This is a genomic window from Rhodococcus sp. BE178 (genome assembly GCF_050433545.1).
Classification (GTDB): domain Bacteria; phylum Actinomycetota; class Actinomycetes; order Mycobacteriales; family Mycobacteriaceae; genus Prescottella.
Window position 1 is genome coordinate 77,498 of sequence record NZ_JBNPXA010000004.1, and the last position, 22,218, is coordinate 99,715.

General features: G+C 67.2%; 19 protein-coding genes. 6 read left to right on the forward strand and 13 right to left on the reverse strand.

Features of this window, described 5'->3' with window-relative positions; genetic code table 11:
- Positions 1-13: 13 nt before the first annotated feature.
- From J2X34_RS09635 to J2X34_RS09650, 4 genes are all read left to right on the forward strand, one after another.
- Entirely contained in the window at positions 14-781 is a 768-nt protein-coding gene (locus J2X34_RS09635; protein WP_114722096.1) for a TetR family transcriptional regulator, read from the forward strand.
- Positions 782-959: 178 nt separating this feature from the next.
- Positions 960-2,117 carry an acyl-CoA dehydrogenase gene (locus tag J2X34_RS09640; RefSeq protein WP_114722097.1) on the forward strand — a complete coding sequence of 386 codons (1,158 nt, stop codon included), beginning with the start codon at positions 960-962 and terminating at the stop codon, positions 2,115-2,117.
- 166 nt (positions 2,118-2,283) lie between these two features.
- Positions 2,284-2,442 carry a hypothetical protein gene (locus tag J2X34_RS09645; protein ID WP_429516837.1) on the forward strand — a complete coding sequence of 53 codons (159 nt, stop codon included), beginning with the start codon at positions 2,284-2,286 and terminating at the stop codon, positions 2,440-2,442.
- 162 nt (positions 2,443-2,604) lie between these two features.
- The gene (locus tag J2X34_RS09650; protein WP_114722098.1) at positions 2,605-3,453 is read left to right on the forward strand and encodes a 3-hydroxybutyryl-CoA dehydrogenase; all 849 of its coding nucleotides are present in this window, start codon (positions 2,605-2,607) and stop codon (positions 3,451-3,453) included.
- Positions 3,454-3,622: 169 nt separating this feature from the next.
- Here J2X34_RS09650 and J2X34_RS09655 read toward each other — a convergent pair whose 3' ends face one another.
- The 5 genes from J2X34_RS09655 to J2X34_RS09675 all read right to left on the reverse strand — a co-directional run bounded on the left by J2X34_RS09655 (position 3,623) and on the right by J2X34_RS09675 (position 8,381).
- On the reverse strand, positions 3,623-3,751 hold the full coding sequence (locus tag J2X34_RS09655) for a hypothetical protein (protein WP_258557907.1): 129 nt from the start codon (positions 3,749-3,751) through the stop codon (positions 3,623-3,625).
- Positions 3,752-4,047: 296 nt separating this feature from the next.
- Positions 4,048-4,227 carry a hypothetical protein gene (locus J2X34_RS09660; RefSeq protein WP_258557908.1) on the reverse strand — a complete coding sequence of 60 codons (180 nt, stop codon included), beginning with the start codon at positions 4,225-4,227 and terminating at the stop codon, positions 4,048-4,050.
- Between the two features lie 44 nt (positions 4,228-4,271).
- Entirely contained in the window at positions 4,272-5,432 is a 1,161-nt protein-coding gene (locus J2X34_RS09665) for a Rieske 2Fe-2S domain-containing protein (protein WP_114722100.1), read from the reverse strand.
- Between the two features lie 113 nt (positions 5,433-5,545).
- The gene (locus J2X34_RS09670; protein WP_429516840.1) at positions 5,546-7,897 is read right to left on the reverse strand and encodes an ATP-binding protein; all 2,352 of its coding nucleotides are present in this window, start codon (positions 7,895-7,897) and stop codon (positions 5,546-5,548) included.
- A gap of 112 nt (positions 7,898-8,009) precedes the next feature.
- Positions 8,010-8,381 (reverse strand): hypothetical protein, encoded by a 372-nt coding sequence (locus J2X34_RS09675; RefSeq protein ID WP_429516842.1) that lies wholly within the window; start codon positions 8,379-8,381, stop codon positions 8,010-8,012.
- A 308-nt stretch (positions 8,382-8,689) separates the two neighbouring features.
- On the opposite strand from J2X34_RS09675, the gene J2X34_RS09680 reads away from it, so the two are divergent.
- On the forward strand, positions 8,690-10,153 hold the full coding sequence (locus tag J2X34_RS09680) for an MFS transporter (RefSeq protein WP_429516844.1): 1,464 nt from the start codon (positions 8,690-8,692) through the stop codon (positions 10,151-10,153).
- Between the two features lie 7 nt (positions 10,154-10,160).
- Here the strand turns inward: J2X34_RS09680 and J2X34_RS09685 are convergent, their stop codons facing one another.
- The 8 genes from J2X34_RS09685 to J2X34_RS09720 form a co-directional block, all read right to left on the reverse strand.
- On the reverse strand, positions 10,161-11,579 hold the full coding sequence (locus J2X34_RS09685; protein ID WP_114722103.1) for an amidase: 1,419 nt from the start codon (positions 11,577-11,579) through the stop codon (positions 10,161-10,163).
- Between the two features lie 40 nt (positions 11,580-11,619).
- The gene (locus J2X34_RS09690) at positions 11,620-12,609 is read right to left on the reverse strand and encodes an ABC transporter ATP-binding protein (protein ID WP_114722104.1); all 990 of its coding nucleotides are present in this window, start codon (positions 12,607-12,609) and stop codon (positions 11,620-11,622) included.
- Positions 12,609-13,688 carry an ABC transporter ATP-binding protein gene (locus tag J2X34_RS09695; RefSeq protein WP_114722105.1) on the reverse strand — a complete coding sequence of 360 codons (1,080 nt, stop codon included), beginning with the start codon at positions 13,686-13,688 and terminating at the stop codon, positions 12,609-12,611. The genes J2X34_RS09690 and J2X34_RS09695 overlap by 1 nt, the downstream gene beginning before the upstream one ends.
- Positions 13,685-14,794, reverse strand: coding sequence for an ABC transporter permease (locus J2X34_RS09700; protein WP_114722106.1), 1,110 nt, complete (start codon positions 14,792-14,794; stop codon positions 13,685-13,687). The genes J2X34_RS09695 and J2X34_RS09700 overlap by 4 nt, the downstream gene beginning before the upstream one ends.
- Complete coding sequence (locus J2X34_RS09705) at positions 14,787-15,728, reverse strand: ABC transporter permease (RefSeq protein ID WP_429516848.1); 942 nt, start codon at positions 15,726-15,728, stop codon at positions 14,787-14,789. Before J2X34_RS09705 ends, J2X34_RS09700 begins: the two co-directional genes overlap by 8 nt.
- A gap of 75 nt (positions 15,729-15,803) precedes the next feature.
- A complete protein-coding gene (locus J2X34_RS09710; RefSeq protein WP_114722108.1) occupies positions 15,804-17,417 on the reverse strand; it encodes an ABC transporter substrate-binding protein in 1,614 nt (537 codons plus the stop codon).
- 31 nt (positions 17,418-17,448) lie between these two features.
- A complete protein-coding gene (locus J2X34_RS09715; RefSeq protein WP_429516850.1) occupies positions 17,449-19,062 on the reverse strand; it encodes an amidohydrolase in 1,614 nt (537 codons plus the stop codon).
- A gap of 227 nt (positions 19,063-19,289) precedes the next feature.
- Positions 19,290-20,000: a GntR family transcriptional regulator gene (locus tag J2X34_RS09720; RefSeq protein ID WP_114722168.1), complete on the reverse strand. Its 711-nt coding sequence runs from the start codon at positions 19,998-20,000 to the stop codon at positions 19,290-19,292.
- Positions 20,001-20,553: 553 nt separating this feature from the next.
- Between J2X34_RS09720 and J2X34_RS09725 the strand changes: the two genes are divergently transcribed.
- A complete protein-coding gene (locus tag J2X34_RS09725; protein WP_429516853.1) occupies positions 20,554-22,158 on the forward strand; it encodes an ABC transporter substrate-binding protein in 1,605 nt (534 codons plus the stop codon).
- The last annotated feature ends 60 nt before the right edge of the window (positions 22,159-22,218 follow it).

The following is a 22,218-nucleotide window of genomic DNA, read 5'->3' on the forward strand; positions in this document are numbered from 1 at the left end:
GATACTGGCACGCATGAGTGAGCGCGTCGAGGGCACCGGACCCGACAGCAACGGCGATCCTGCGGACTTCCGAGTCCATGTCGCGACCCAGGCCATCCGGCTCTTCGCCGAGCACGGCTACGAGGCCACCACGGTCGACCAGATCGCCGCTGCGGCGGGCGTCTCGCGGCGCACGTTCTTCCGGCAGTTCCGGTCGAAGGAGGACGTGATCTTCGCCGATCACGAATCACTGCTCGAGCAGGCCGCCGACTACCTCTCGGGCACCACCGAGGATCCGTGGATGGCGGTGTGCGAGGCCGCCCGCCTGGTCTTCAACCGGTTCCGTGAGAACCGCGAGCTGTCGGTGCGCCGCTACCAGGTGGTCCAGCGGGTGCCCGCGCTCCGCGACCGGGAACTCGTCACCGGCTACCGCTACGAGCGCCTGTTCACCGACCACCTGCGTGGCGCCGTCCCGTCCGCGAAGCCGCTGGACGTCGTCGGGTTCGCGGCGAGCGTGACGGCGTGCCACAACTATCTGCTGCGAGCGATGATCCGCGGCGACGAGAATGCAACCTCCGAGGAACTGCAGCGCGCGCTGCTCGAGATCCGGCGCAAATTCGGAGCCGGCACGCGCGACACGACCGCCACCGCCGTGACGTCGACGGACTCGACGAATACCCGCCCGACCGACGCCGTGACGGTGGTGACCTATCCGCCGGGAACGCCGCCCGCAGAGGTGGCCCGTCGGGTGCGCCTGCAGCTCGAGGCCACCGAGACCGGACCCTCACCCACCAACCCTTGACTGGCACTTAGTGCCATGCTTGACTGGGGTCATTCGTGGACCCACGTGCGCGATCGGCTGAAACATGCCGAGAGGTACGCCACAGCACGACGACGCGAACCTGGCACTGAGTGCCCCAGTCACTCGGTGCCAGCCGACCGTCCCAACCGACCGTCCCGCACAACCGAGGAGCGTCCCCATGGCCGGCAATCCCGATTTCCCCCTCTTCCAGCTGAACGAGGAGCACGACGAGCTGCGGGCCGCGATCCGCGCTCTCTCCGAGAAGGAGATCGCGCCGTACGCGAAGGAAGTCGACGAGAAGGCCCGCTTCCCCGAAGAAGCTCTGGCAGCCCTCGTCGCATCGGGATTCAATGCCATCCACGTCCCCGAGGCGTACGACGGCCAGGGCGCCGATTCGGTCGCCGCGTGCATCGTGATCGAGGAAGTCGCCCGCGTCTGTGGTTCGTCCTCGCTGATCCCCGCGGTCAACAAGCTCGGCACGATGGGCCTGATCCTCAAGGGTTCCGAGGAGCTCAAGCAGCAGGTGCTCCCGGACATCGCCGGCGGCAAGATGGCGTCGTACGCACTGTCCGAGCGTGAGGCCGGCTCCGATGCCGCCGCGATGCGTACCCGCGCGAAGGCGGACGGCGACAGCTGGATCCTCAACGGCTCCAAGTGCTGGATCACCAACGGCGGTCAGTCCACCTGGTACACCGTCATGGCCGTGACCGACCCCGACAAGGGCGCCAACGGCATCTCCGCGTTCATGGTGCACAAGGACGACGAGGGCTTCGTCGTGGGACCGCTCGAGCACAAGCTGGGTATCAAGGGCTCCCCCACGGCCGAGCTGTACTTCGAGAACTGCCGCATCCCGGGTGACCGCATCATCGGCGAGCCCGGCACCGGCTTCAAGACCGCGCTCGAGACCCTCGACCACACGCGTCCCACGATCGGTGCGCAGGCGCTCGGTCTCGCGCAGGGCGCGTTCGATGCCGCGTTGGCATACACCAAGGACCGCAAGCAGTTCGGCACGTCCATCGCGTCGTTCCAGAACACGCAGTTCATGCTCGCCGACATGGCGATGAAGATCGAGTCGGCCCGCCTCATGGTCTACACCGCGGCGGCTCGCGCCGAGCGCGGCGAGAAGAACCTCGGCTTCATCTCCGCGGCCGCGAAGTGCCTCGCGTCGGACGTCGCGATGGAGGTCACCACCAACGCTGTCCAGCTGTTCGGTGGCGCCGGCTACACCACCGACTTCCCGGTCGAGCGCATGATGCGCGACGCCAAGATCACCCAGATCTACGAGGGCACCAACCAGATCCAGCGCGTCGTGATGTCACGCGCACTGCTCAAATAACGAACGGTTTCGCTGCGACGGTTCCACAGCTCGAGGTCCCCGGCGTTCAATGAGGGTGTAGCACCTGGGGTGCCGCAGTAGGTGACAGCACGGTTCGATCCGGGATCTGCAGTAGGCAGGCCGTTCGGGGGCCGGTGCCGTGGCCGACGCAGAGGAGTTGGTACACATGGGATCGATCAGCATTCTCGGGGATCTGGTGGACGTGTTGGCCCAGTTGATGGCCCTCATGGGCGGTCAGGGAGGCGGCGGGACCGGCGGTCTGGGCGGCCTCGGAGGTGGCGGCCTCGGAGGTGGTGGCCTCGGAGGTGGCAGCCTCGGCAGCTGACGGTTCGACGACACCCACGACATCCGTCACCCCGGCATCGGTGCTTCCGACGCCGGGGTGACGGATGCGGGGTGACCGATCCGGGTCCCCGGATAGCAGAATGATCCTCGACAGCACGTCGCCCGTCGGGCGTCGTGAAGAGACGACAGTGGAGATTCAACTGTGGAGCTAGTTGGTGTAATCGGCGGCGGCACGATGGGTGCCGGCATTGCCGAGGTTTGTGCCAAGGCCGGAAGCTCGGTCCTGATTCTCGAGACCAAGCAGGAGTTCGCCGAGGCCGCCCAGGCCCGGATCGCGACCTCGATCAACCGCGGCGTCGCCCGCGGCAAGATCACCCAGGAGGAGGCGGACGCCGCCATCGCACGGGTGCGCGTGACCCTCGACATCGAGGAGTTCGCGGACCGCGATCTGGTGATCGAGGCTGCCCCGGAGATCGAGGCGCTCAAGGCCGAGATCTTCGGCAAGCTCGACAAGATCGTGAAGCCGTCGGGCATCCTCGCGACCAACACCTCCTCGATCCCGGTCATCAAGATCGCGAACGCCACGCAGCGTCCGTCGCAGGTCGTCGGTGTCCACTTCTTCAACCCGGTGCCGGTCATGCCGCTGGTGGAGATCGTGGTCAGCCTGGTCACGTCCGAAGAGACCGTCGCGGCCGTCACGGATTACGCCCGTAACACCCTGGGCAAGAAGGCCGTCCGGGCCGGTGACCGCGCGGGCTTCATCGTCAACGCGCTGCTCATCCCGTACCTGTGCGACGCCGTCCGCATGCTCGAGTCGGGCTACGCGACCGCCGAGGACATCGACGACGCGATGAAGGGTGGCTGCGGCTACCCGATGGGCCCGCTGACGCTGCTCGACACCGTCGGCCTGGACGTCGCACTGGCCGCCGCCGAGTCGCTGTACGCCGAGTTCGGACAGCCGAACTACGCGCCGCCGGCCCTGCTGCGCCGCAAGGTCGACGCCGGGCACCTGGGCAAGAAGGTCGGACAGGGCTTCTACAGCTACAAGTAGTCCCTGACCCGATCACGGCAAAGCGCCCCGTCGTCTCCAAGACGATGGGGCGCTTTCTGTTTCCGTCCGAGCGACAGCGGCAGCGGCTGTCAGGACAAATGCCGACAACCTCCGTCCACCCCCGGCGACTCGGCCGGGGTGTGGAACGGAGGTCTGGTTCGACAGTCGTTCAGCTGAAGGCGTTCAGCGCGCCGACCAGGCCGAGGACTGCGGCAACGCCCGAAAGAAGGCCACCGATGCCGCTGACGACCGGCTGGATCTGCTTGATCAGGGCGAGATCAGCGTCGGAAGAACCCATGTCAAAACTCCTCACAGTGAATGTGTATGTACGCGCTCTTTGCGCGTCCGATGTGCTGCACGGCGCTCACGAGAGTACGCAAGACATCCGGGCAGAGATTCTGCAAGACAGTCGATTTCGCTTCCGACCAGCTCGAATCTCTGTGAGTAATATTCACGTGACCCGGCAACGATCCGAGAACGGCAAGGTGTCCGGCAGGAAAACAGTAGCGGTCGGTTCTGGTCGGTCGACCGGCCGCACTGTCGCTGACGAGATCACGTGTGCCCGGGCCGGTGATCCGGCCCGGGCGCACGAGATCACTCGTCGACGACGGAGATCCGCCCCTCGACGGCCGCGCGGGCGATGGAGTCCTGCATCGCCGGGCAGCTACACGCCAGCGATGCCGGATCGGTGGCACCGCCACCCAGTTCCCGACACGCCGCCCGCGCCTCGGCGGTCCACTGGACCGAAGTGTGCTGCCAGCTGTTCTTCGTCACGAGGACATGGCAACCGCATCGGTCGCAGTCGACGGGCTCCACCGCTACACCGTTTCCGCAGCGGCGCGGCGGGCGAGGTTGTCGGCGACTTCGAGCTTCCATGCCTCGACGGGCTTGGTGGTGTCGAGTTCGAACTCGAAGCGGTCCACCATGTCCGGGGTGACGTCGGCGACGTCGACGTAGAACTGCTCGTACCACCGGCGCAGCTGGTAGACCGGGCCGTCTTCGTTGGTCAGGAGCGGGTTGTCGATGCGGGTCTTGTTCTTCCAGATCTCGATGTCCTGCTCGAACCCGATGCCGATGTAGCCGATCATCGCGTCGACCAGTTGGTCGGCGATCTCGGCCGGGACCTGCTCGGTCTTCTTCACCGAGATGCCGTACATGAGTACGAACTGGTTCGGGGAGATCGGGTAGTGGCAGTTGATCAGCACGGACTCGACGTCGTACTTGTCGTAGTGGTAGACGAGGTCGTCGATCATGAACGACGGCCCGTGGTACGCGGCCACGGAGGTGTTGCCCACCAGCTTCGGGACATCCGGGTCGGTCCACTCGGTGACGTCGTCGCGGCCGACGCCCTTCTGTTCCTGGATCGCGACGTGGCCCTCGAAGATGTTCTTGAAGTAGGTGGGGAACGAGTAGTGCACGTAGAAGAAGTGCGCCATGTCCACGACGTTGTCGACGATCTCGCGGCAGTTGGTGTCGATGACGATCGACTTCCACTGCCACGCGGTCCACTCGGCGTCACCGGTGCGCATCGCGGGGATCGCGATCTCCGGCGGCGGCGGGTTGCCCTCGGGGTCGTTCCACACGAACAGCAGGTCGTCCTGCTCCGTGGTGGTCCAGGCGCGGGTCTTGGCGACCGGCGGCACCCGGCGGGCGTAGGGGATGTCGGTGCACTTGCCGTTGCCGGCCCAGCGCCAGTCGTGGAACGGGCACGCGACGGTGTCGCCCTTGATCTCGCCCTGGCTCAGGTCGCCGCCCATGTGGCGGCAGTACGCGTCGAGGATCTTCAGATCGCCCTTGCTGTCGGCGAACACGACGAGCTTGGTGCCGAAGGCCTGCACGGAGTGCGGCTTGCCGTCCTTGAAGTCGGCGACGAGACCGAGGCAGTGCCAGCCGCGGGCGAATCGCGCCGGGGGCGCTCCCGTCTCGATGATTCGGATCTCGTCGGTGGTGTCGGCGTCCACTGAGGACACTGAGGTCATGGTGAGTCCTTTCGTTCTGCGGGGCACGTATGCGGGCTGTACATGTGCCCCCGCTCGACCCTCCAATCTCGCGCCGCGAAAGCTGCTGTTCCAGAGGCCCTCCCGTTGAACGGTCATTCGATCGACGAGTCTTGATCCAGGGATTCGTCCCTGGTCCGCTCGACGATCCAAGCCGCGATCTGCGTCCGTGAGGTGAAGCCGAGCTTGGTCAGCACGTGCTCGACGTGCCCCTGGGCGGTGCGCGGAGAGATGACCAACTGCTCGGCTATCGCCTTGTTGGTGAGCCCCTGCGCCACCAGATCGGCGACCTGTCGCTCGCGTCGGGTCAGACTCGTCGCTGTGGCGGCGGGCTCGGGTTCGACGGCCGCGGGCTCTTCCCGGAGTGCGAATGAAACCGCGCCCTCGAAAGTCAGTTCCCGGCCGCGGTGAAGCGCCGCCTCGTACCCTCGCTCGCCGATCGCACCGACGATCTGGCGCCGGCACTCGTCGCGGTGAACGAGCAGGCTGGGAAATCTGACCGTCGGACCGTCCACGATCTGCCACATCGCCATGGCCGCCCCCCTCAGCGTGGCGGCACGCCCGAACTCCTGGGCCGCGGCAGCGATCCATGCCATCACGTCCAGGAACCACGCGGCGCTCAGCGGATCGTCCACCGACCGGGTCAATCGCAGACCCTCCTCGAACAACGCGACCGCGTGCGCGGGGTCGCCCCGCTGCAACTCCGCCATGCCCGTGGCCCACAACGAGTAGGTCCGGAAGACCGCCTCACCACAGGGTTCGGTGATGGCGAGCACCTCGGCGTGCCACGCCGCCGCCCGCTCCGCCTCACCGAGCAATGCAGTGGCCAACCCGAGACCCGCCAGGTCCTCGACGATCTGCATCCGCATGCCCTCCGAACGGAAGACCTCGAGACTCGCTTCCAAACACGCGACCCCCCGATCGAAGTCACCGGCCGCGAGTGCCAGCAGTCCCTCGACATGTGTGATGAAGGCATCCGACACGGCATCGTCGTGCCCCAGGTTGAGTTCGCGCCCCTCCTGCACGCGGGCCATCCCGCCCTCGACATCGCCCTGCATCGCGGCGAGAGCGCTGCACGCGTACAGCGCCCTGGCACGATCCGCCGTCTCGGCCGCGGTCGGGCGCGCCAGCGCGCGCTCGAGCCAGCGCCGTCCCTCGCTGAGCCGACCGCGGGAGAGCCAGAACGGATACAACGCGGTGGCCATCCGCAGCCCGGCGGCGGCGTCCTCCTCGTTCCCGGCGATGCTGAACGTCAGCGCGTCGCGCAGGTTCGGCTGCTCGCGTTCGAGCCGGGCGATCCACTCCACCTGATGGGGACTGATCCACTCGTCCGCGGCCCGCGACACGAGCCGCTCGTACCAGTCCCGGTGCCTCCGCACGAACGCCAGATGCTCGCCGGACTCACGTAGTTTCTCCTGTCCGTAGTCGCGGATCGTTTCCAACAGCCGGTACCTCACGGCAATGCCCGGCTCTTCCCGGATCAAGATCGACTTGTCGACCAGGGACGCCACGCCGTCCAACAGCTCGTCCTCGGCGGAGCCCTCGGAGCAGATGCCCTCGGCTGCGTCCAACTCGAAGCTGCCTGCGAAAACCGCCAACCGGCGCCACAGCATCTGATCCTGCTCCGAGCACAGGTCGTGGCTCCAGTCGACACACGCACGCAGCGACTGCTGTCGAGTCGGCGCCGAACGGCTGCCCCTGTTCAACAACCGGTAGCGGTCGGTCAGCCGGTCCAGGATCTGCGCCGCGGACATCGCCCGCAATCGCGCCGCTGCCAGTTCGATCGGTAACGGCAGACCCTCCAGCTGCCGGCAGATCCCGACGACGTCGCCCCGGTTCTCCTCGGTGAGCCGGAACTCGGGAACGGCGGCCGTGGCGCGCTCGACGAACAACGTGACCGCCTCGTACTGGGGAAGCCCGTCCAACGGTGGTGCGCGCTGCGGATCCGGGACCGTCAACGGCGGAACCCGCAGGATCGCCTCCCCGCCGATTCCCAGGGGTTCGCGACTCGTCGCCAGAATCCGAAGCTGGGAACACCTCCGCAACAGCGCCTCGCACAGCGCCGCGACCGCCCCCACCAGATGCTCGCAGTTGTCCATCACCAACAGGAGCCGACGCGAGGCCAGGTACTCGACCAGCATGTCCAGCGGCGGCCGTGCGGCGCGGACCCGCAACCCGACGGCAATCGCGACCGTATCCTTCAGCGACTCCGGGTCGTGGACCTCGGCGAGTTCGACCAGCCGCACACCGTCACCGAAGGCCCTTCGCGAATCCTCGGCCACCCGCAGCGCGAGCCTGGTCTTACCGACCCCGCCGATCCCGGTCAGTGTCACCAGGCGCGCGGTGGACAGCAGCCGCCGCGCCTCGCTCGCCTCGCGACGACGGCCGACGAAACTGGTCAGCGCCATGGGCAGGTTCCCGACCATGCCACGTACGGCGAGCGTCATCGAACCGTCACTTCCGTCACCCTGCCCCGACATTTTCACGGTACGCCGGGAGGGATGCCGTCGAGCGCGTGTCAGATCACCCGCCCCGACGATTCCGAGATGTTCTCGCCGGTCACCCGCAGGCGGGTGATGTCAGCCCAGCCACGCTCACGATGCTGCACGCGCTGTCCTGCGACAGCTTCCAGACTCCGTCCTCCGCCACGAAGTTCATGACGCTCTCCGGGGTGGGCTGACCGTCGAGGCGCATGGCCACCGTCCCGACCACCGAACCGTCGCCGAGATCCGTCACGTCGACGACCTCGACCTCCGCCTTGTTCGCCTTCGCGGCCGCCACCACCTGGTCGATCAGTTGCGGATCGGCCGCTGCGCCCTGGACGAGCGGGATCTTGTCGGCCGCCGGGATGCCGGCATCGAACGCGCGGGCGAGGTTGGCGTTCAGCTCCGCCGGCGTGGGTGCGGTGAGCGGCGGCTGTGTCCATGCCACCGGGGTGGTCGTGATCGGTGCGGGCGGCTCCGGGTCCGTCTCGCCGGAACACGACGAGAGCAGAAGAGCCGCAATACACATCGTTCCGGCTGCCGCCGCTCGCCCGACCCGCTTCGCTTCGCCCCACGTCGAGTACATGCCGTTCCCCCTCGTTCGTCTGTGAATCCGATCGGGGCACGGTAGCCCGACACACACACCGAACAAGGCGATCCGGGCGGGTGACCGGCGAACTCTCACAGTCCCCTCATGAACCGCGGCCATCGGTCGGGGGTTCCCGTCACCCCGATCAGAGGCGCACCATCGAAGACATGACCGCTCCGGCGCTTCACCTGAAGTCGGCGCGGGGCCGGTGGGTCGTGACGGCCACCGTCCTCGGATCCTCGCTCGCGATGCTCGACGGCACCGTCGTCAATGTCGCGCTGCCACGCATCGCCGAGGACCTCGGGGCCGAGGTCGCGGGCGTGCAGTGGACGCTCAGCGGCTACACCCTCACACTCGCGTCGCTGATCCTGCTCGGCGGCGCACTCGGCGACCGATGGGGACGTCGTCGCGTATTCATCTGGGGAACAGTATGGTTCGCGGTCGCCTCGGGGCTGTGCGCGCTGGCTCCGGACGTCACGACGCTCGTCGCGGCCCGGCTCCTGCAGGGATTCGGTGCAGCGCTGCTGACACCGGGCAGTCTCGCGATCATCTCGGCATCGTTCGAGGACGACGACCAGGGTGCCGCGATCGGAATGTGGTCGGGGCTCGGCGGGGTGGCGGCCGCCGTCGGACCGCTGCTGGGCGGGTGGCTGGTCCAGGTCGCGGGCTGGCGGTCGGTGTTCCTCATCAACCTCCCGCTCGCGGTCGCGGTCGTGTGGGTCTCGGCGCGGCACGTTCCGGAGACCCGGGACCCGCACCCGCCCGAGCGACTCGACTTCGCAGGATCGATTCTGGCGGCGCTCGCGCTCGGCGCCCTCACGTACGGGCTGATCGAGAAGACGGCGTGGATGAGCGTCGCCGGGATCGCGCTGTTCGCGGCGTTCGTGCTCGTCGAGCGCCACGCCCGGTATCCCCTCGTGCCGAGTTCACTGTTCGCGTCGCGGGTGTTCGTGGCCGCCAACCTCGTGACCTTCGCGGTGTACGCCGCGCTCGGGGGCGTGTTCTTCCTGCTGCTGCTGCAGCTGCAGATCGTGTCCGGGTACTCCCCGCTGGCGGCGGGTGTCGCATCGCTCCCGATCACGATCCTGATGCTGCTGCTGTCGTCGCGGGCCGGCCGGTGGGCGCAGGTCCACGGGCCACGGATCCCGATGACCGTGGGTCCGCTGCTGGCCGCCGCCGGGTTGCTGCTGATGCTGCGGATCGGCCCCGACGCGTCGTATCCGACGCAGGTCCTGCCCGCCGTCCTGGTGTTCGGCCTGGGCCTGGCCGCGCTCGTCGCGCCCCTCACCGCGGCCGTGCTCGGCTCGGTGTCGTCGGACCAGGCAGGGATCGCGTCGGGCGTGAACAACGCGGTGGCCCGCACGAGTCAACTGCTCGCGGTCGCAGCCCTGCCCGGACTCGCCGGCATCGGCACCGAGGCGCTCACCGATCCCGCCGCGTTCGGGTCGGGCTTCCGGATCGCGATGCTGATCTGCGCCGCACTACTGCTGATCGGTGCCGCGATCTCGGCAGTGATGATCCCCCGCCGCACGGTGGCCGAGGAACCGGCAGCGGAGGAGGCGGGCGAGTCCGTCGCGTGCCAACCGCACTGTGACGTCACCGCGCCCGCCGTCCAGCCGCCGCCCGACTGACCGCCGGTCAGTCCTGGACCGCGGGCCACACCGGGGCGGTGTTCCACGGGTACGCCGCCTCGAGTTGCGACGCGATCCGGATCAGCAGATCCTCACGCCCGTGCGCGGCCACCAGTTGGGCACCGAGCGGCAGACCCGTCGAATCCTTGCCCAGCGGGAGCGAGATCGCGGGCTGACCACCGCTGTTGAACGGCGATGTCAGCGCACCGTAGATGCCGGCGTGCTTCCACATGGCCTCGAGATTCATCGCGTCGAGCAGGCCCAGCGGCGGGGTGGGAGCCCCGAGCGACGGAGTGAGCAGCAGGTCGTACTCGGTGAAGAACCGGCCGATGTCCCGCGCCGTCCGCTCGAGTTCGGTGTACGCGAACGCGAGATCGGTCGCGGAGTCCGACTTGCAGCGGTCGTACTGCACGCGGGCCATCGTCTCGAGATCGTCGTCGCGCAGTTCCCGGCCGAGTTCGGCCAGACGCTGGTCGATCTCGACCGCCATCGGAGCGGACATGAGGTACTGCATGGCCGCCGCGAGCGCGTCCGGGTGGAACACGGGGGCGGCGGTCTCGACGCTGTGCCCCAGCTTCTCCAGCAGAACGCCGACATCGGAGGCGACGGCCGCGCAATCCGGGTGCACCGGTTCACCGTTCGGCATGACCGTGGTGATCCCGATGCGGAGCCTGCCGGGATCGGCACCGACTTCCTGCACGTACGGGCGTGCGGGCGGAGCAATGCCGAACGGCGCACCCACGGCGGGACCGCACGTGAGATCGAGCAGCAGCGCGGTATCGCGCACGCTGCGCGTCACCGCGTGCTCCACCGACAGCGGCCCCGCGAGCGGCGAGCCCGACGGCATCCGCCCGCGCGACGGCTTGAGGCCCACGAGTCCGTTGGCGGACGCCGGAATTCGGATCGAGCCGCCGCCGTCGCTGGCGTGCGCGGCGGGCGCGATGCCCACCGCGACCGCCGCGGCCGCGCCGCCCGACGAACCACCCACCCCGTGCGTGAGGCGGCGGGGGTTGCGCGTCGGCCCGAACAGGACCGGTTCGGTGCTCGCGTTCTGGCCGAACTCCGGGGTGTTGGTCTTGCCGATGACGACGAGGCCGGCCCGGCGGTAGCGGGCAACGAGTTCGGTGTCGCGCTGCGCGACGCGTCCCGCGAACAGTCGCGAGCCGTTGCTGGTCGGCAGGCCCGCCACATCGGCGTGAAGATCCTTGATCAGGAACGGGATCCCGCGCAGCGGGCCGTCCGGAAGACCGGCGTCGACCTCGGCCAGGGCCGCCTCGGCGCGCTCGCTGACCACCGCATTGACCGCAGGGTTGCGCTCCGCGAGGCGGCTGATCGAGAACTCCACGACCTCACGAGCCGAGACGTCCCCGTCCCGGATCGACGCCGCCAGTCCGGTCATGTCCTGGTCGTCGAACAAGTTCTCCATACAATCCTCCAAGCGTTCGCCTGTCGCCCAGACCGCGGTGTCAGACGTTGTGGCAAGCGACGTAATGGTTTTCGCCGACATTTCGCAGCTGGGGCTCCTCCGCGGCGCAACGCTCGGTGGCGAGCGGGCAGCGCGTCCGGAATCGGCATCCGGACGGGGGATTCAGCGGCGAGGGCAGGTCGCCCTCGATCTGCTCGATCGTCTCGACGTCGTCCCGGTGCCGATCGGGGTCCGGGATGGAGGCGAGCAGCAACTTCGAGTACGGGTGCAGCGCAATGTTCTCCATGTCGGAGGACGGCGAGACCTCGCAGACCTTCCCCAGGTACATCACCATCACCCGGTCGCTGATGTTCTTCACCACCGCCATGTTGTGCGCGATGAAGATCATCGTGAACTCGAACCGCTTCTTGGTGGCCTCGAGCAGGTTGAGGATCTGTGCCTGCACCGACACGTCGAGACTGGACACCGGCTCGTCGCAGATCAGCAGCTTCGGCTCGAGCATCATCGCCCGTGCGATGCAGACGCGCTGGCACTGGCCACCGGACAGCTCTCCCGGCAGCCGATCCCACACCATCTCCGGGTCGAGTCCCACTGCCGTGAGCAGGTTCCGCGCGCGTTCCTCGAGCTTCGCGCGGTCCCTCGAACCCCAGATGCGCGGCCCCTCGGTCACCAGGTGCTTCACCTTGCGGCGCGGGTTCAGCGACGAGATGGGGTCCTGCATGATCATCTGCATCTGGGCCCGCACCTTGCGCAGCTCCGACGCGCTGAGCGCCGTCAGCTCGGTCCCGTCGAGCCGGACGCTCCCCGACTTCGGCTTGGGCAGCTGTAGGACCGCGCGTCCCGCGGTCGACTTGCCGCAGCCCGACTCGCCGACGATGCCGAGGGTCTCGCCCGCCACGAGGTCGAAGCTGATCCCCGACACCGCGTGCACCGTCTGGTTGCGGCCGGCCGGGAACTCGACCACCAGATCCTCGACCGCCAGGACCGGCTTCCGCTCCGTCCGCGCCTGCGCAACTCCGCTTGCCGTCATCAGATGCTCTCCACTCTCACCTTGGTGCCCGACGCGGCACCGGCGTCCGCCTGGGTGTCCGCGGTGTCCTGCGCCTCGGGGCCGCCGAGCGGGAAGTGGCACGCCACCTCGTGCGGGTGCCGCGCACCCGCGGTGTCGGCGCACACCGTCAGCTCGGGAACCACCTCGAGGCACTTCTGCTGTGCGTAGCGGCAGCGGGACGCGAACGAGCACCCCTGCTGCGGCTTCGTCATGTCCGGCAGGCCACCCTCGATCGATTCGAGAGTGGTGTGCGGCTCCTGCTCGAGCCGAGGCACCGCGGCCAGCAACGCCTCGGTGTACGGATGCCGCGGGCTGCCGAACAGCTGCCGGGTGGGCGCCGTCTCGACGATCCGTCCGGCATACATGACCGCGACCCGATCCGTCTGCCCGGCAACCACGCCCAGGTCGTGACTGACGAGGATTCCGGCCATGCCCAACTCGACACGCAACGATTCGAGCAGCTCGAGGATCTGCTTCTGAACCGTCACGTCGAGCGCGGTCGTCGGCTCGTCGGCGATCGTCAGTTTCGGGTCGCACGCCAGCGCCATCGCGATCACCACGCGCTGACGCATGCCGCCGGACAGCTCGTGCGGGTACTGATCCATCCGTCGCTCGGGTTCGGGGATCCGGACCTTGCGCAGGAGTTCGATCGCCCGCGCCCGAGCCTCGTCCTTGCCGAGGCCCAGGTGCGCGCGGAGGGACTCCGTGACATGGGTTCCGATGCGCTTGAACGGGTTGAGCGCCGACATCGGATCCTGGAACACCATCGCGATGTCCTTGCCCCACAGCTGCTGCTGCTCCTTGCGGGTCAGGGACTGCATGTCCCGGCCCATGAAGCGCACACTGCCGGTCACCTTGGCGGGCCCGTCGGTCGACACCAGCCCCATGATGGTCTGGCCCAGAACCGATTTGCCGGACCCGGACTCGCCGACCAGCCCGAGGGTCTCGCCGGCGTCGAGCCGGAGCGAGACGCCGTCCACGGCGCGGAGCTGTCCGCGCTTGGTGCGGAACCTGGTGTACACGTTGTCCACCGTCAACAATGGCTCGTTGCTACTCACAGCTTCACCTCCCGTGTTCCGCCCGTGCGCTTCTGGGCCTTCTCGCCGACCAGGTTGAAGGAGAACACCGTCAGGAACAGGAACAGGCCCGGCACCAGAACGATGTACGGATGCTGCTCGAACACCTTGCCCTGACCCTCGGAGATCATGTTTCCCCAGGTCGGTGACGGCGGCTGGATGCCCAGCCCCAGGAAGCTCAGGGATGCCTCCGCGACGATCATCACCGAGATCATCACCATGCCCAACGAGAGGAGCGGCAGCGCGACGTTGGGCGCGATCTCTCGCACCATGACCCGCCACTTCGTGGCTCCCATCGCCCTTGCGGCCAGCACGAATTCACGTTGCGAGAACACCAGGGTGTTGGCACGAGCGATGCGGACCATGCTGGGTATCGCGAGCACGGCCAGCGCGAAGGAGATGTTGCGCAGGTTCGGCTCGAGGACCGACGCGAGTGCGATCAGCAGGATCAGCGCGGGCACCGCGAGCAACGAGTTCGTGAACACCCCGATGATCCGGTCGACCTTGCCGCCGAAGTAGCCGGCGATGATGCCGATCGCCCCACCCACGAGGATGCCGATCAGGACCGCGGCAACCGCGACGATCAGCGAGGAACGTGCTCCATAGATGGACCGGGCCAGCATGTCGAGGCCGAAGTTGTTGGTGCCGAGTGGATGCGCCGAGAACAGGCTCGGTTCGGCGTAGCTCTTGGCGCTGAGGGTCTTGGTGGTGTCCTCGTGTTCGGCCAGCGGCAGGAGCGGCGCGATCACCGCGGCCACGATGAGCACCGTCAGCCACGCGCACGACAGGATGAAGGTCAGATCGAAGTCGGATCCGAAGCGGGCCAGTCCGAGGCGGCGCACGCCCATGTAGAGCGCCACGAGCCCGACCGCGAAGATCGCGAGGCGTGCTCCCATCACCACTCCCGCGGCCCCGAGTCCGACACCGGCGGCGATCAGGCCCACCACGGTGAGGATCGCACCGACCCGGTACAGGTTGCGGCGCTCGGCGAGATCCGATGCGTTCGCCAGCTCCTCCGCGTTCGCGTCGTCGAGTGCCCGGCCGGTGATGGCCGGCATTTCGATGTCGTCGGTCGTCGTGTCAGACATGGGCTCGTCGGCTCCTTGGGTCGAGGTATCCGTACGCGATGTCGATGACGCCGTTGGCGACCACGTAGACGAGAGCGATCACCAGGACCGCCCCCTGCACCATCGGCATGTCGCCCTGCTGTGCGGCGCGGACGATCAGCGACCCCATGCCCGGCAACGAGAACAGCGTCTCGACGATCACGGTGCTGCCGATCATCGAACCGAGGACGATGCCGAGCATCGTGATGAGCGAGAACGACGACGGCCGCAACGCATCACTGAAGAGCAGTCGGGCATTCGACATGCCCTTCGCCTTGGCGACGAGGATGAAGTTCTCCTTCAACGTCATGACCAGGTCGCTGCGCAGGATGCGGATGAACATCGCCATCTCCAGCAGGCTGATCGTGATCGCCGGAAGGATTGCGTGGTAGAGGTTCTGGCCGAGTCCCTCCGATACCCGCACCCACTGCGACCGCGGGAACCAGCCGAGATAGTTGACCATGACCATGATCAGCAGCAGGCCCGACAGGAAGCTGGGGATCGAGAGCACACCGAACGTGCAGGCGCTGATCGCACGGTCGATCCAGCCGCCCTGGTGACGGGCGGACCACATCGCCAGCGGCACCGCGACGACGATCGCGATGAACAGGCCCATGACGGCGAGCTGGACACTCACCGGCATTGCGGCGCTGATGCTCTCGGTCACCGGCCCTTGCGGCGGCACCATCGACTGCCCCAGGTCGCCCTGCAGTGCACCGGACAACCAGTGCCAGTATCGCGTGAGGAAGGGGTCGTCGAGACCCATGTCCGCCCGCGCCTGCGCGTACTCCTCGGGTGTGTGCCCCTCGCCCAGCATCGCGACGGACGGATCACCCGGGATGAGTGACACGAGCGCAAACGTACCGAGACTGACGACGAAGAGCACGACGATCAACTCGACGATCTTATCGATCACTGTTCTCGCCATCTCCGCACCGCCTCCTTCCTGAATCCATGAGCATCCCTGCTGTCCGTGTGGGCAGATCGCCGGCTAGGAAGCCGAATCCGCGGTGAGCCAAGCATTTCCGAAAAGCATGATGCCGTCGGCGCTGGGCGTGATCCCGTGGACGTTCTTGCTCCACGGGATGAAGAACTTGCCGGTGCTGACCGTGACCATCGGCGAGGTCTCGTTCACGAGGGTCTGCATTTCCTCGACGACCCCGAGTCGGGCCTCGTCCGTGGGAGCGGTCTGCAGGTTGCCGAGCAGTGCGTCCATCTCCGGGTTCTTGTACCCGAGGACGTTCGAGGCCGAACCGCTGAAGAAGTTGCCGTACAGGCGCACGAACGGCGACTCGTCGAGGACGTTGAACGCCGAGTACGAGATGTCGTAGTCGAACTGCGCGTATGTCTTCTTCACGAGATCGTTGATGCTCGTCGCGTAGACGATGTCGACGGTGAATCCGACCGCCTGCAGCATCGACTGGAAGGCCAGGGCGCTGCGCTGGGTCTGCGGATCGTTGAGCCCGACGTAGGTGAGCTTGCCGTCGTATCCGTCGGCCTTGGCCTCCGCGAGGTACTTCTTCGCCGCCTCCGGGTCGTAGCCGGTGCCGGCCACATCACCGTGCCACTTGGACCCCGTCTGGAACATGTCGCTGCCGGGCAGGCCCTGCCCGCCCTCGACGCGCTCGTTGAAGGTGTCGGGGTTGACCCCGGCCACGATCGCCTTGCGAACCCGCTCGTCGGCGCCCGCTCGACCCTCACGCTGGTTGATGAGGCCGACTCCACCCATGTTGAAGGTGTAGACGAAACCGGTGTCGCCTGAGTCGAGGGCGCTGTGAACTGCCTCCGCACCACGCAGATACGCGACCTGGACGCCACCCGTGTGCAGGGCGTCGAGCTTGCCCTGCTCACTGACGATGGCCGGGAAGCGCAGCTTGTCCAGGTGCGGCTTGCCGTCCCAGTACGACGGGCTCGCCGTCAGGACGAGCTCGTCCTGGGAGGCGAACTTCTCGACCCGGAACGGGCCGGCGCCGACCGGGGCGAAGGTGCCGGTCGCCATCGACGAGGGCGCCACGATCATGCCCGGTCCGGTGGTGAGCATGATCGGAAACTCGTTCCACGCCTGCTTGAGCGTGAACACCACGGTGGCCGGATCGGGCGAGGCGACGTCGGCGACGGTGGCCTTCCACACCTGGGTGTGGGTGCCCTTCTTCTCCAGGTAGTGGTTGATGCTCCACTGCACCGCCGCGGCATCGACCGGGGTGGCGTCACTGAACTTCGCGTCCGGCCGGAGCTTCAACGTCCACACCGTGTTGTCGGCGTTCGCGGTCAGCGACTGCGCGAGTTGTGGCTGATACTCCTTGCTTTCGGAGTCGTAGCGCATCAACAGGTCGTAGATCGCCGCCATCTCGCTGCCACCGGTGGCGCCGCCGTCCTGGCGGTCGGCCGGATCGAGACTGCTCACACCGTTGTAGGTGGCGTACGAGACCGTGCCGCCGGACTGCGGATCGCCGCCGTCCGGCTGCTCCCCCACGATCCCGGACCTCACATCGGACGCGTCGGTCGACGAACCCGACCCGCCGCTCGCGCAACCGGCCAGCATTGCGGTGGCGGTTGCCAGCGAGGTGAGCCAGATACCGGCCCGCGCGAGTGCGTGACGTTTCATTCGAACCTACTTTCAGGAAGTGATTGCAGGGCTATGGGGAAACTGGGGAAGCTGGGGAAACGCAGCTGAGTCTCTCGGCCGCGTACACGACGTCGCCGCCGACGACGGTCGCGAGAACTGGAATGTCCTTGATCGCGAGGGGATCACAGGTCAGCGGGTCGTCCCCGAGGACGACGAAGTCGGCGAACAGGCCGGGGCGGATCGATCCCTTGACATCGGATTCGCCGCCGATCCGAGCAGCCGACGCGGTGTATCCGCCCACGGCGGTCAGCGCCTCGACCCGCTGCTGCGGGCCGAGGACGTCGGCCTCACGGGTGATTCGGTTCACGGCCGTGTGGATCGTGAACAAAGGATCGACCGGGGTGACGGGGCTGTCGCAGTGCAGCGCGAAGGGCACCTCGGCCGCGGCGATCGAGGCCACCGGACTGATCCTGCTGCCGCGCTCCGGACCCAGGAAGCGGTCGCGGTGCCGGTCGCCCCAGTAGTAGACGTGATTGACGAACACCGAGGCAGCGACGCCGAGTTCGCGCATGCGCTGGATCTGGTCCTCACGAATCGTCTGGACGTGCTCCAATCGGTGCTGCAGACCCGCGTGCGGGAGGCCGGCGCTCCCGGACGCTGCGAACGCCTTCTCGATCGCATCGAGTGCGAGGTCGATTGCGCGGTCACCGTTGGTGTGGATCGCGACCTGACGTCCGGCGCCGTGGCATCGCGCCACCATCTCGTCCAAGTCGCTGGAGGGAATCGCCATCTCGCCGCAATGGCACTCACCGAGATCGTGGTACGGCTCCGAGAGTGCGCCCGTATGCAGCTGGATCGAGCCGTCCGAGATCAGCTTCACACCGCCCACACCCAGGAAATCGTCGGCATCCCAACCGCCGTCGGTGTCGACGGCGAAGCCGTCCAGAGTGCCGAAGCCGGCGTACAGGCGCCCCCGCAGCGTGAGCTCGCCCGAATCACGAAGACGTCGATAGGACTCGATCATGGGGGGTGTCACGAACATGTCGTGGAAGCTCGTCACACCGGCGGAGGCCATCTTCTCGAGCGCACAACGCAGCGCGGCGTCGAGGTCGTCGCCGGACGGCATGCTCTCGCCCGGACCGACCACCAGTCGCATGGCGGGAATCTCACGGAACTCGCCGGTCGGGTTACCCGACGCGTCGCGCACGATCACTCCGCCCTCGGGATCCGGGGTGGAACGATCGATGCCATTGCTCCGCAGCATGAACGAGTTGACGTACACGCCGTGTCCCGACAGGTGTCGGACGACGACCGGCCGATCCCCCGCGGCACGATCCAGATCGTCGACGGTGAGGCCACGGTCCTCGGCGACCAGACTGTCGTCGAAACCGGACGCCACCACAGGCAATCCGGCTGCGGTGGTCGCCGCGCGCGTCGACAGAGCCTCGACGAGTGTCCCGATGTCCGGGCACGAATCCACTCCGGCGTCCACGGTCGTGCCGTTCATCCCCGACATGTGCGGGTGCACGTGCGTCTCGATGAAGCCGGGAAGAACCGTGCGCCCCCGGAGGTCCACGATCTCGGTACCGGGGCCGCCCAGCGCGCGAATCTCCGAGTCGGTACCGACCGCGACGAAACGGCCGTTCGAGATCGCGAACGCCGTCGCGCCGTCGGCACCTGTCATGGACCGAACCACACCGCCGACATAGACACGGTCGGGGCCGGATCCGTCCATGGGCGATCCCGTCGCCGAGCTGCTGCCGAGCACTGAACCCCCTAGATGAGATGTGCGTCACACCCTGTTTCGAAGAGGCTAACGCACAATAGAATTCATGTCAGTACCCGGGGTCAAAGTACCGCCGAGTAGCTTTTCCGACCGGGCATCGGACGCCCGGCGAGGTGCGCGGGACGTCAGTCGGCGGCGAGCTGCGAGCCAACCGACGTTGCGACGCGATAGCGATCCGCCGGATGGATGTGGACCCCTACTGCCTCGAGAACGTCACTCGAGTCGAAATACCGATGCACGACAACCAGTGCGGCGCTTCCACTCTCCACATCGAGCGCCTCGGAGACCGCACCCGCGAGGCGCGTGGCACTCACTTCCTGCTCGATGCGCTGCCGCACGAGGTTGGCGATGTCGAACTTGGCGGTGAGCAGCATGTCCCGATACGGCAGATCCGCCCGCAGGTACAGCTCACTCCAACAGATGGGCGGAAGATCCGACTCACGGATCACGCGTGGACCCTTGACGCAGAACCACTCGGTACCCGCGGGCAGACCCGTCAGCGCGGCCAACTCACGTTCCACCACAACACTATTGGTCGCCGGGTGCCGAATTCGAGTGTGCCGAACGAACGACAACATGCCGGCCCTGCTCGTGACGAACGCCTGGTGTCCGCCCATCGCGACCGGGGAGGACACAGTGGTCCCGGCACCGCGGCGCCGACTGATCATCCCGGCATCCTCGAGGTGCTTGAGCGCTTGACGCACCGTGCCGCGGGCAAGGGATCGGCTTTCGCACAATTCGTGCTCCGTCGGCAGCTTGTCTCCGACGCTGAACTCCCCCGACTGGATCCGGGCGATCAGCTCCTGCGCCAGCAGGACGTGCTGAGGGTCGGTCACGGGACGGCGGTTCTCCACACGTTCCGGAACACATCCAACACACCTATTACCTGGTACATCGAGAGAATCCCTCCCGCCTGGTGCTGCCGCCGATGGTCACGCGGACCACCGACCGGAACCGGCCGCAAGCCCGCGCAGCAGGACGAGAACTTTGTCTATACAAACCTGCGCCTCGCCAATCTAGGATGCATTTCTCAATTGCACAAGACCTGACGCGATTCGGTTTTGCCGAGCCGGTCGAACGTTTCATTTGCCCCGCAGCGCGGGCGCAAACAGTCCACTCCTCCACTGCGGCCCTACCGTGTGCACAGCTCACGAATTTCTCTGCGACACACTGAGATGGCGGTTCTGCATTTCATTCTTGTTCAGCGGTGTCGGGCCAGCTAGAGTCCGTGTCGCAATGGACCGAGTGGATTGGAACACCCTCCGTCCAGCACTCGGCGGCCGGGCTCATAGCCCTGCCGAGTCCCGAGATTCAACTCGATCATGCGGACGCGTCACCTGGCTCGTACCGGCGGGCAGGCGTCAACCCCAAAAGCGTGGAGGTTGGTTCATGAGTAAGTATTCGAGAAGGCTCGGCCGCACGCTGGCGGTCGCGGTCGCCGGCGCGGTCGCACTCGCCGGCTGCGCGAGTGCGGAAGGGTCCGACGACAACGGATCGTCCGGAACGACGACCACGGCCTACGGCATCCTGGGCGACCAGGGCGACGGCGGGACGCCGGTGTCGGGCGGTACGGTCAGCTTCGCGTCGTACGCCCCCGTGACGAGTCTCGACCCGACGGTGACCCAGCCGGCCGGCGCGACCGGCGGCACCGAGATGGCGGCGGTCTACGACGTCCTGATGCGGTACGACACACAGTCGAAGGACTTCCAGCCACAGCTGGCCAAGTCGTTCGACGAGAGCGCCGACCACCTGACGTGGACGCTCGAGCTTCGCGACAACGTAACCTTCAGCGACGGAACACCGTTGGATGCGAACGCGGTCGTCGCCAGCATCGACCGGTACAACCAGCGTCGCGGCGCCAACTCGCAGGTCTACACGCAGATGGTGCAGAGCAACGTCGCGCAGGATCCCTCGACGGTGGTCTTCACGCTGAAGCAGCCGTGGCGGACCTTCCCCGCGATGCTCGCCTACGGGCACGGCATGATCGTCGCGCCCGCGTCCCAGCAGGGCGACAAGTTCACCCCGATCGGCGCCGGCCCGTTCACGGTGGTCAGTCTCCAGCCGCAGCAGGAGCTCCAGCTGAAGGCCCGAGCCGACTACTGGGGCGGCGCACCGAACCTCGAAGGCCTGAAGTTCGTCGCCATCGCGGGCGAACAGCCCAAGGTCGACGCGCTGAAGACCGACGGCGTCGACATGATCTACCTCCGCAATGCGCAGACCGTCAACGCCGCCAAGGCCGAGTTCCCGGGCTACGTCGAGACCACGAGCATGTCGATGGTCGGCCAGCTCAACGGCGCGCCGGGACGTCCCGCTGCGGATCCACGCGTCCGCCAGGCGATCGCGTACGCAGTCGATCCCGAGGTCCTCAACCAGCGCGTGCGCGCCGGCGAGGGCATGCCGGGCACCGACATGTTCCAGCCGTGGTCCGAGTGGTTCGGTGACGTCAGCGGCGTGAGCCCCGATGCCGCCAAGGCGAAGGAACTGCTCGACCAGGCGAAGGCCGACGGCTTCGACGGCAAGCTCACCTATGTCGGCGTCAACGACCCCGATGCACAGCAGCTCGCGCTCGCCGTTCAGGCACAGATGAACTCGGTCGGCTTCGACGTGGCGCTGGAGTACACCAGCAGCATCACCGACATGGTCAAGCGTCTCTACATCGACCGCAACTTCGACATGAGTTACGGCGCCTACAGCATCGCGGACGTCGCGCCCGAGATCCGGCTGTACAGCTCGCTGTCGAGCACCTCGACGAACAACATTCTGAGCTACAAGAATCCGCAGATGGACGAGCTGCTCAGCAAGGTGCTCTCGGCTCCCGACGAGACCGCCAAGCGGGCCGCGATCGTGGACATCCAGAAGCTCGTGAACACCGACCAGCCGTTCCTCTCGTGGGGTGCCGGGGCCAACTACGTCGCGTGGTCGCCCGACGTGTATCGGGCCAATCCGACCGTCGACGGAATCATCCTGTTCGACAAGGCTTTCAAGTCCAACTGACCCCCTCCGGTTCCACCCGGTCCCCGAACGGGAAGTCCCCGTCACTCCGCGGAGTGACGG

Excerpts from the sequence above, each read along its gene's own strand:
- J2X34_RS09685 (WP_114722103.1), bottom strand. The coding sequence starts at position 11,579 with ATGGAGAACTTGTTCGACGACCAGGACATGACCGGACTGGCGGCGTCG.
- J2X34_RS09725 (WP_429516853.1), top strand. The coding sequence starts at position 20,554 with ATGAGTAAGTATTCGAGAAGGCTCGGCCGCACGCTGGCGGTCGCGGTC.
- J2X34_RS09665 (WP_114722100.1), bottom strand. The coding sequence starts at position 5,432 with ATGACCTCAGTGTCCTCAGTGGACGCCGACACCACCGACGAGATCCGA.
- J2X34_RS09680 (WP_429516844.1), top strand. The coding sequence starts at position 8,690 with ATGACCGCTCCGGCGCTTCACCTGAAGTCGGCGCGGGGCCGGTGGGTC.
- J2X34_RS09640 (WP_114722097.1), top strand. The coding sequence starts at position 960 with ATGGCCGGCAATCCCGATTTCCCCCTCTTCCAGCTGAACGAGGAGCAC.
- J2X34_RS09635 (WP_114722096.1), top strand. The coding sequence starts at position 14 with ATGAGTGAGCGCGTCGAGGGCACCGGACCCGACAGCAACGGCGATCCT.
- J2X34_RS09710 (WP_114722108.1), bottom strand. The coding sequence starts at position 17,417 with ATGAAACGTCACGCACTCGCGCGGGCCGGTATCTGGCTCACCTCGCTG.
- J2X34_RS09670 (WP_429516840.1), bottom strand. The coding sequence starts at position 7,897 with ATGACGCTCGCCGTACGTGGCATGGTCGGGAACCTGCCCATGGCGCTG.
- J2X34_RS09700 (WP_114722106.1), bottom strand. The coding sequence starts at position 14,794 with ATGTCTGACACGACGACCGACGACATCGAAATGCCGGCCATCACCGGC.
- J2X34_RS09715 (WP_429516850.1), bottom strand. The coding sequence starts at position 19,062 with ATGACAGGTGCCGACGGCGCGACGGCGTTCGCGATCTCGAACGGCCGT.
- J2X34_RS09690 (WP_114722104.1), bottom strand. The coding sequence starts at position 12,609 with ATGACGGCAAGCGGAGTTGCGCAGGCGCGGACGGAGCGGAAGCCGGTC.
- J2X34_RS09645 (WP_429516837.1), top strand. The coding sequence starts at position 2,284 with ATGGGATCGATCAGCATTCTCGGGGATCTGGTGGACGTGTTGGCCCAG.
- J2X34_RS09655 (WP_258557907.1), bottom strand. The coding sequence starts at position 3,751 with ATGGGTTCTTCCGACGCTGATCTCGCCCTGATCAAGCAGATCCAGCCG.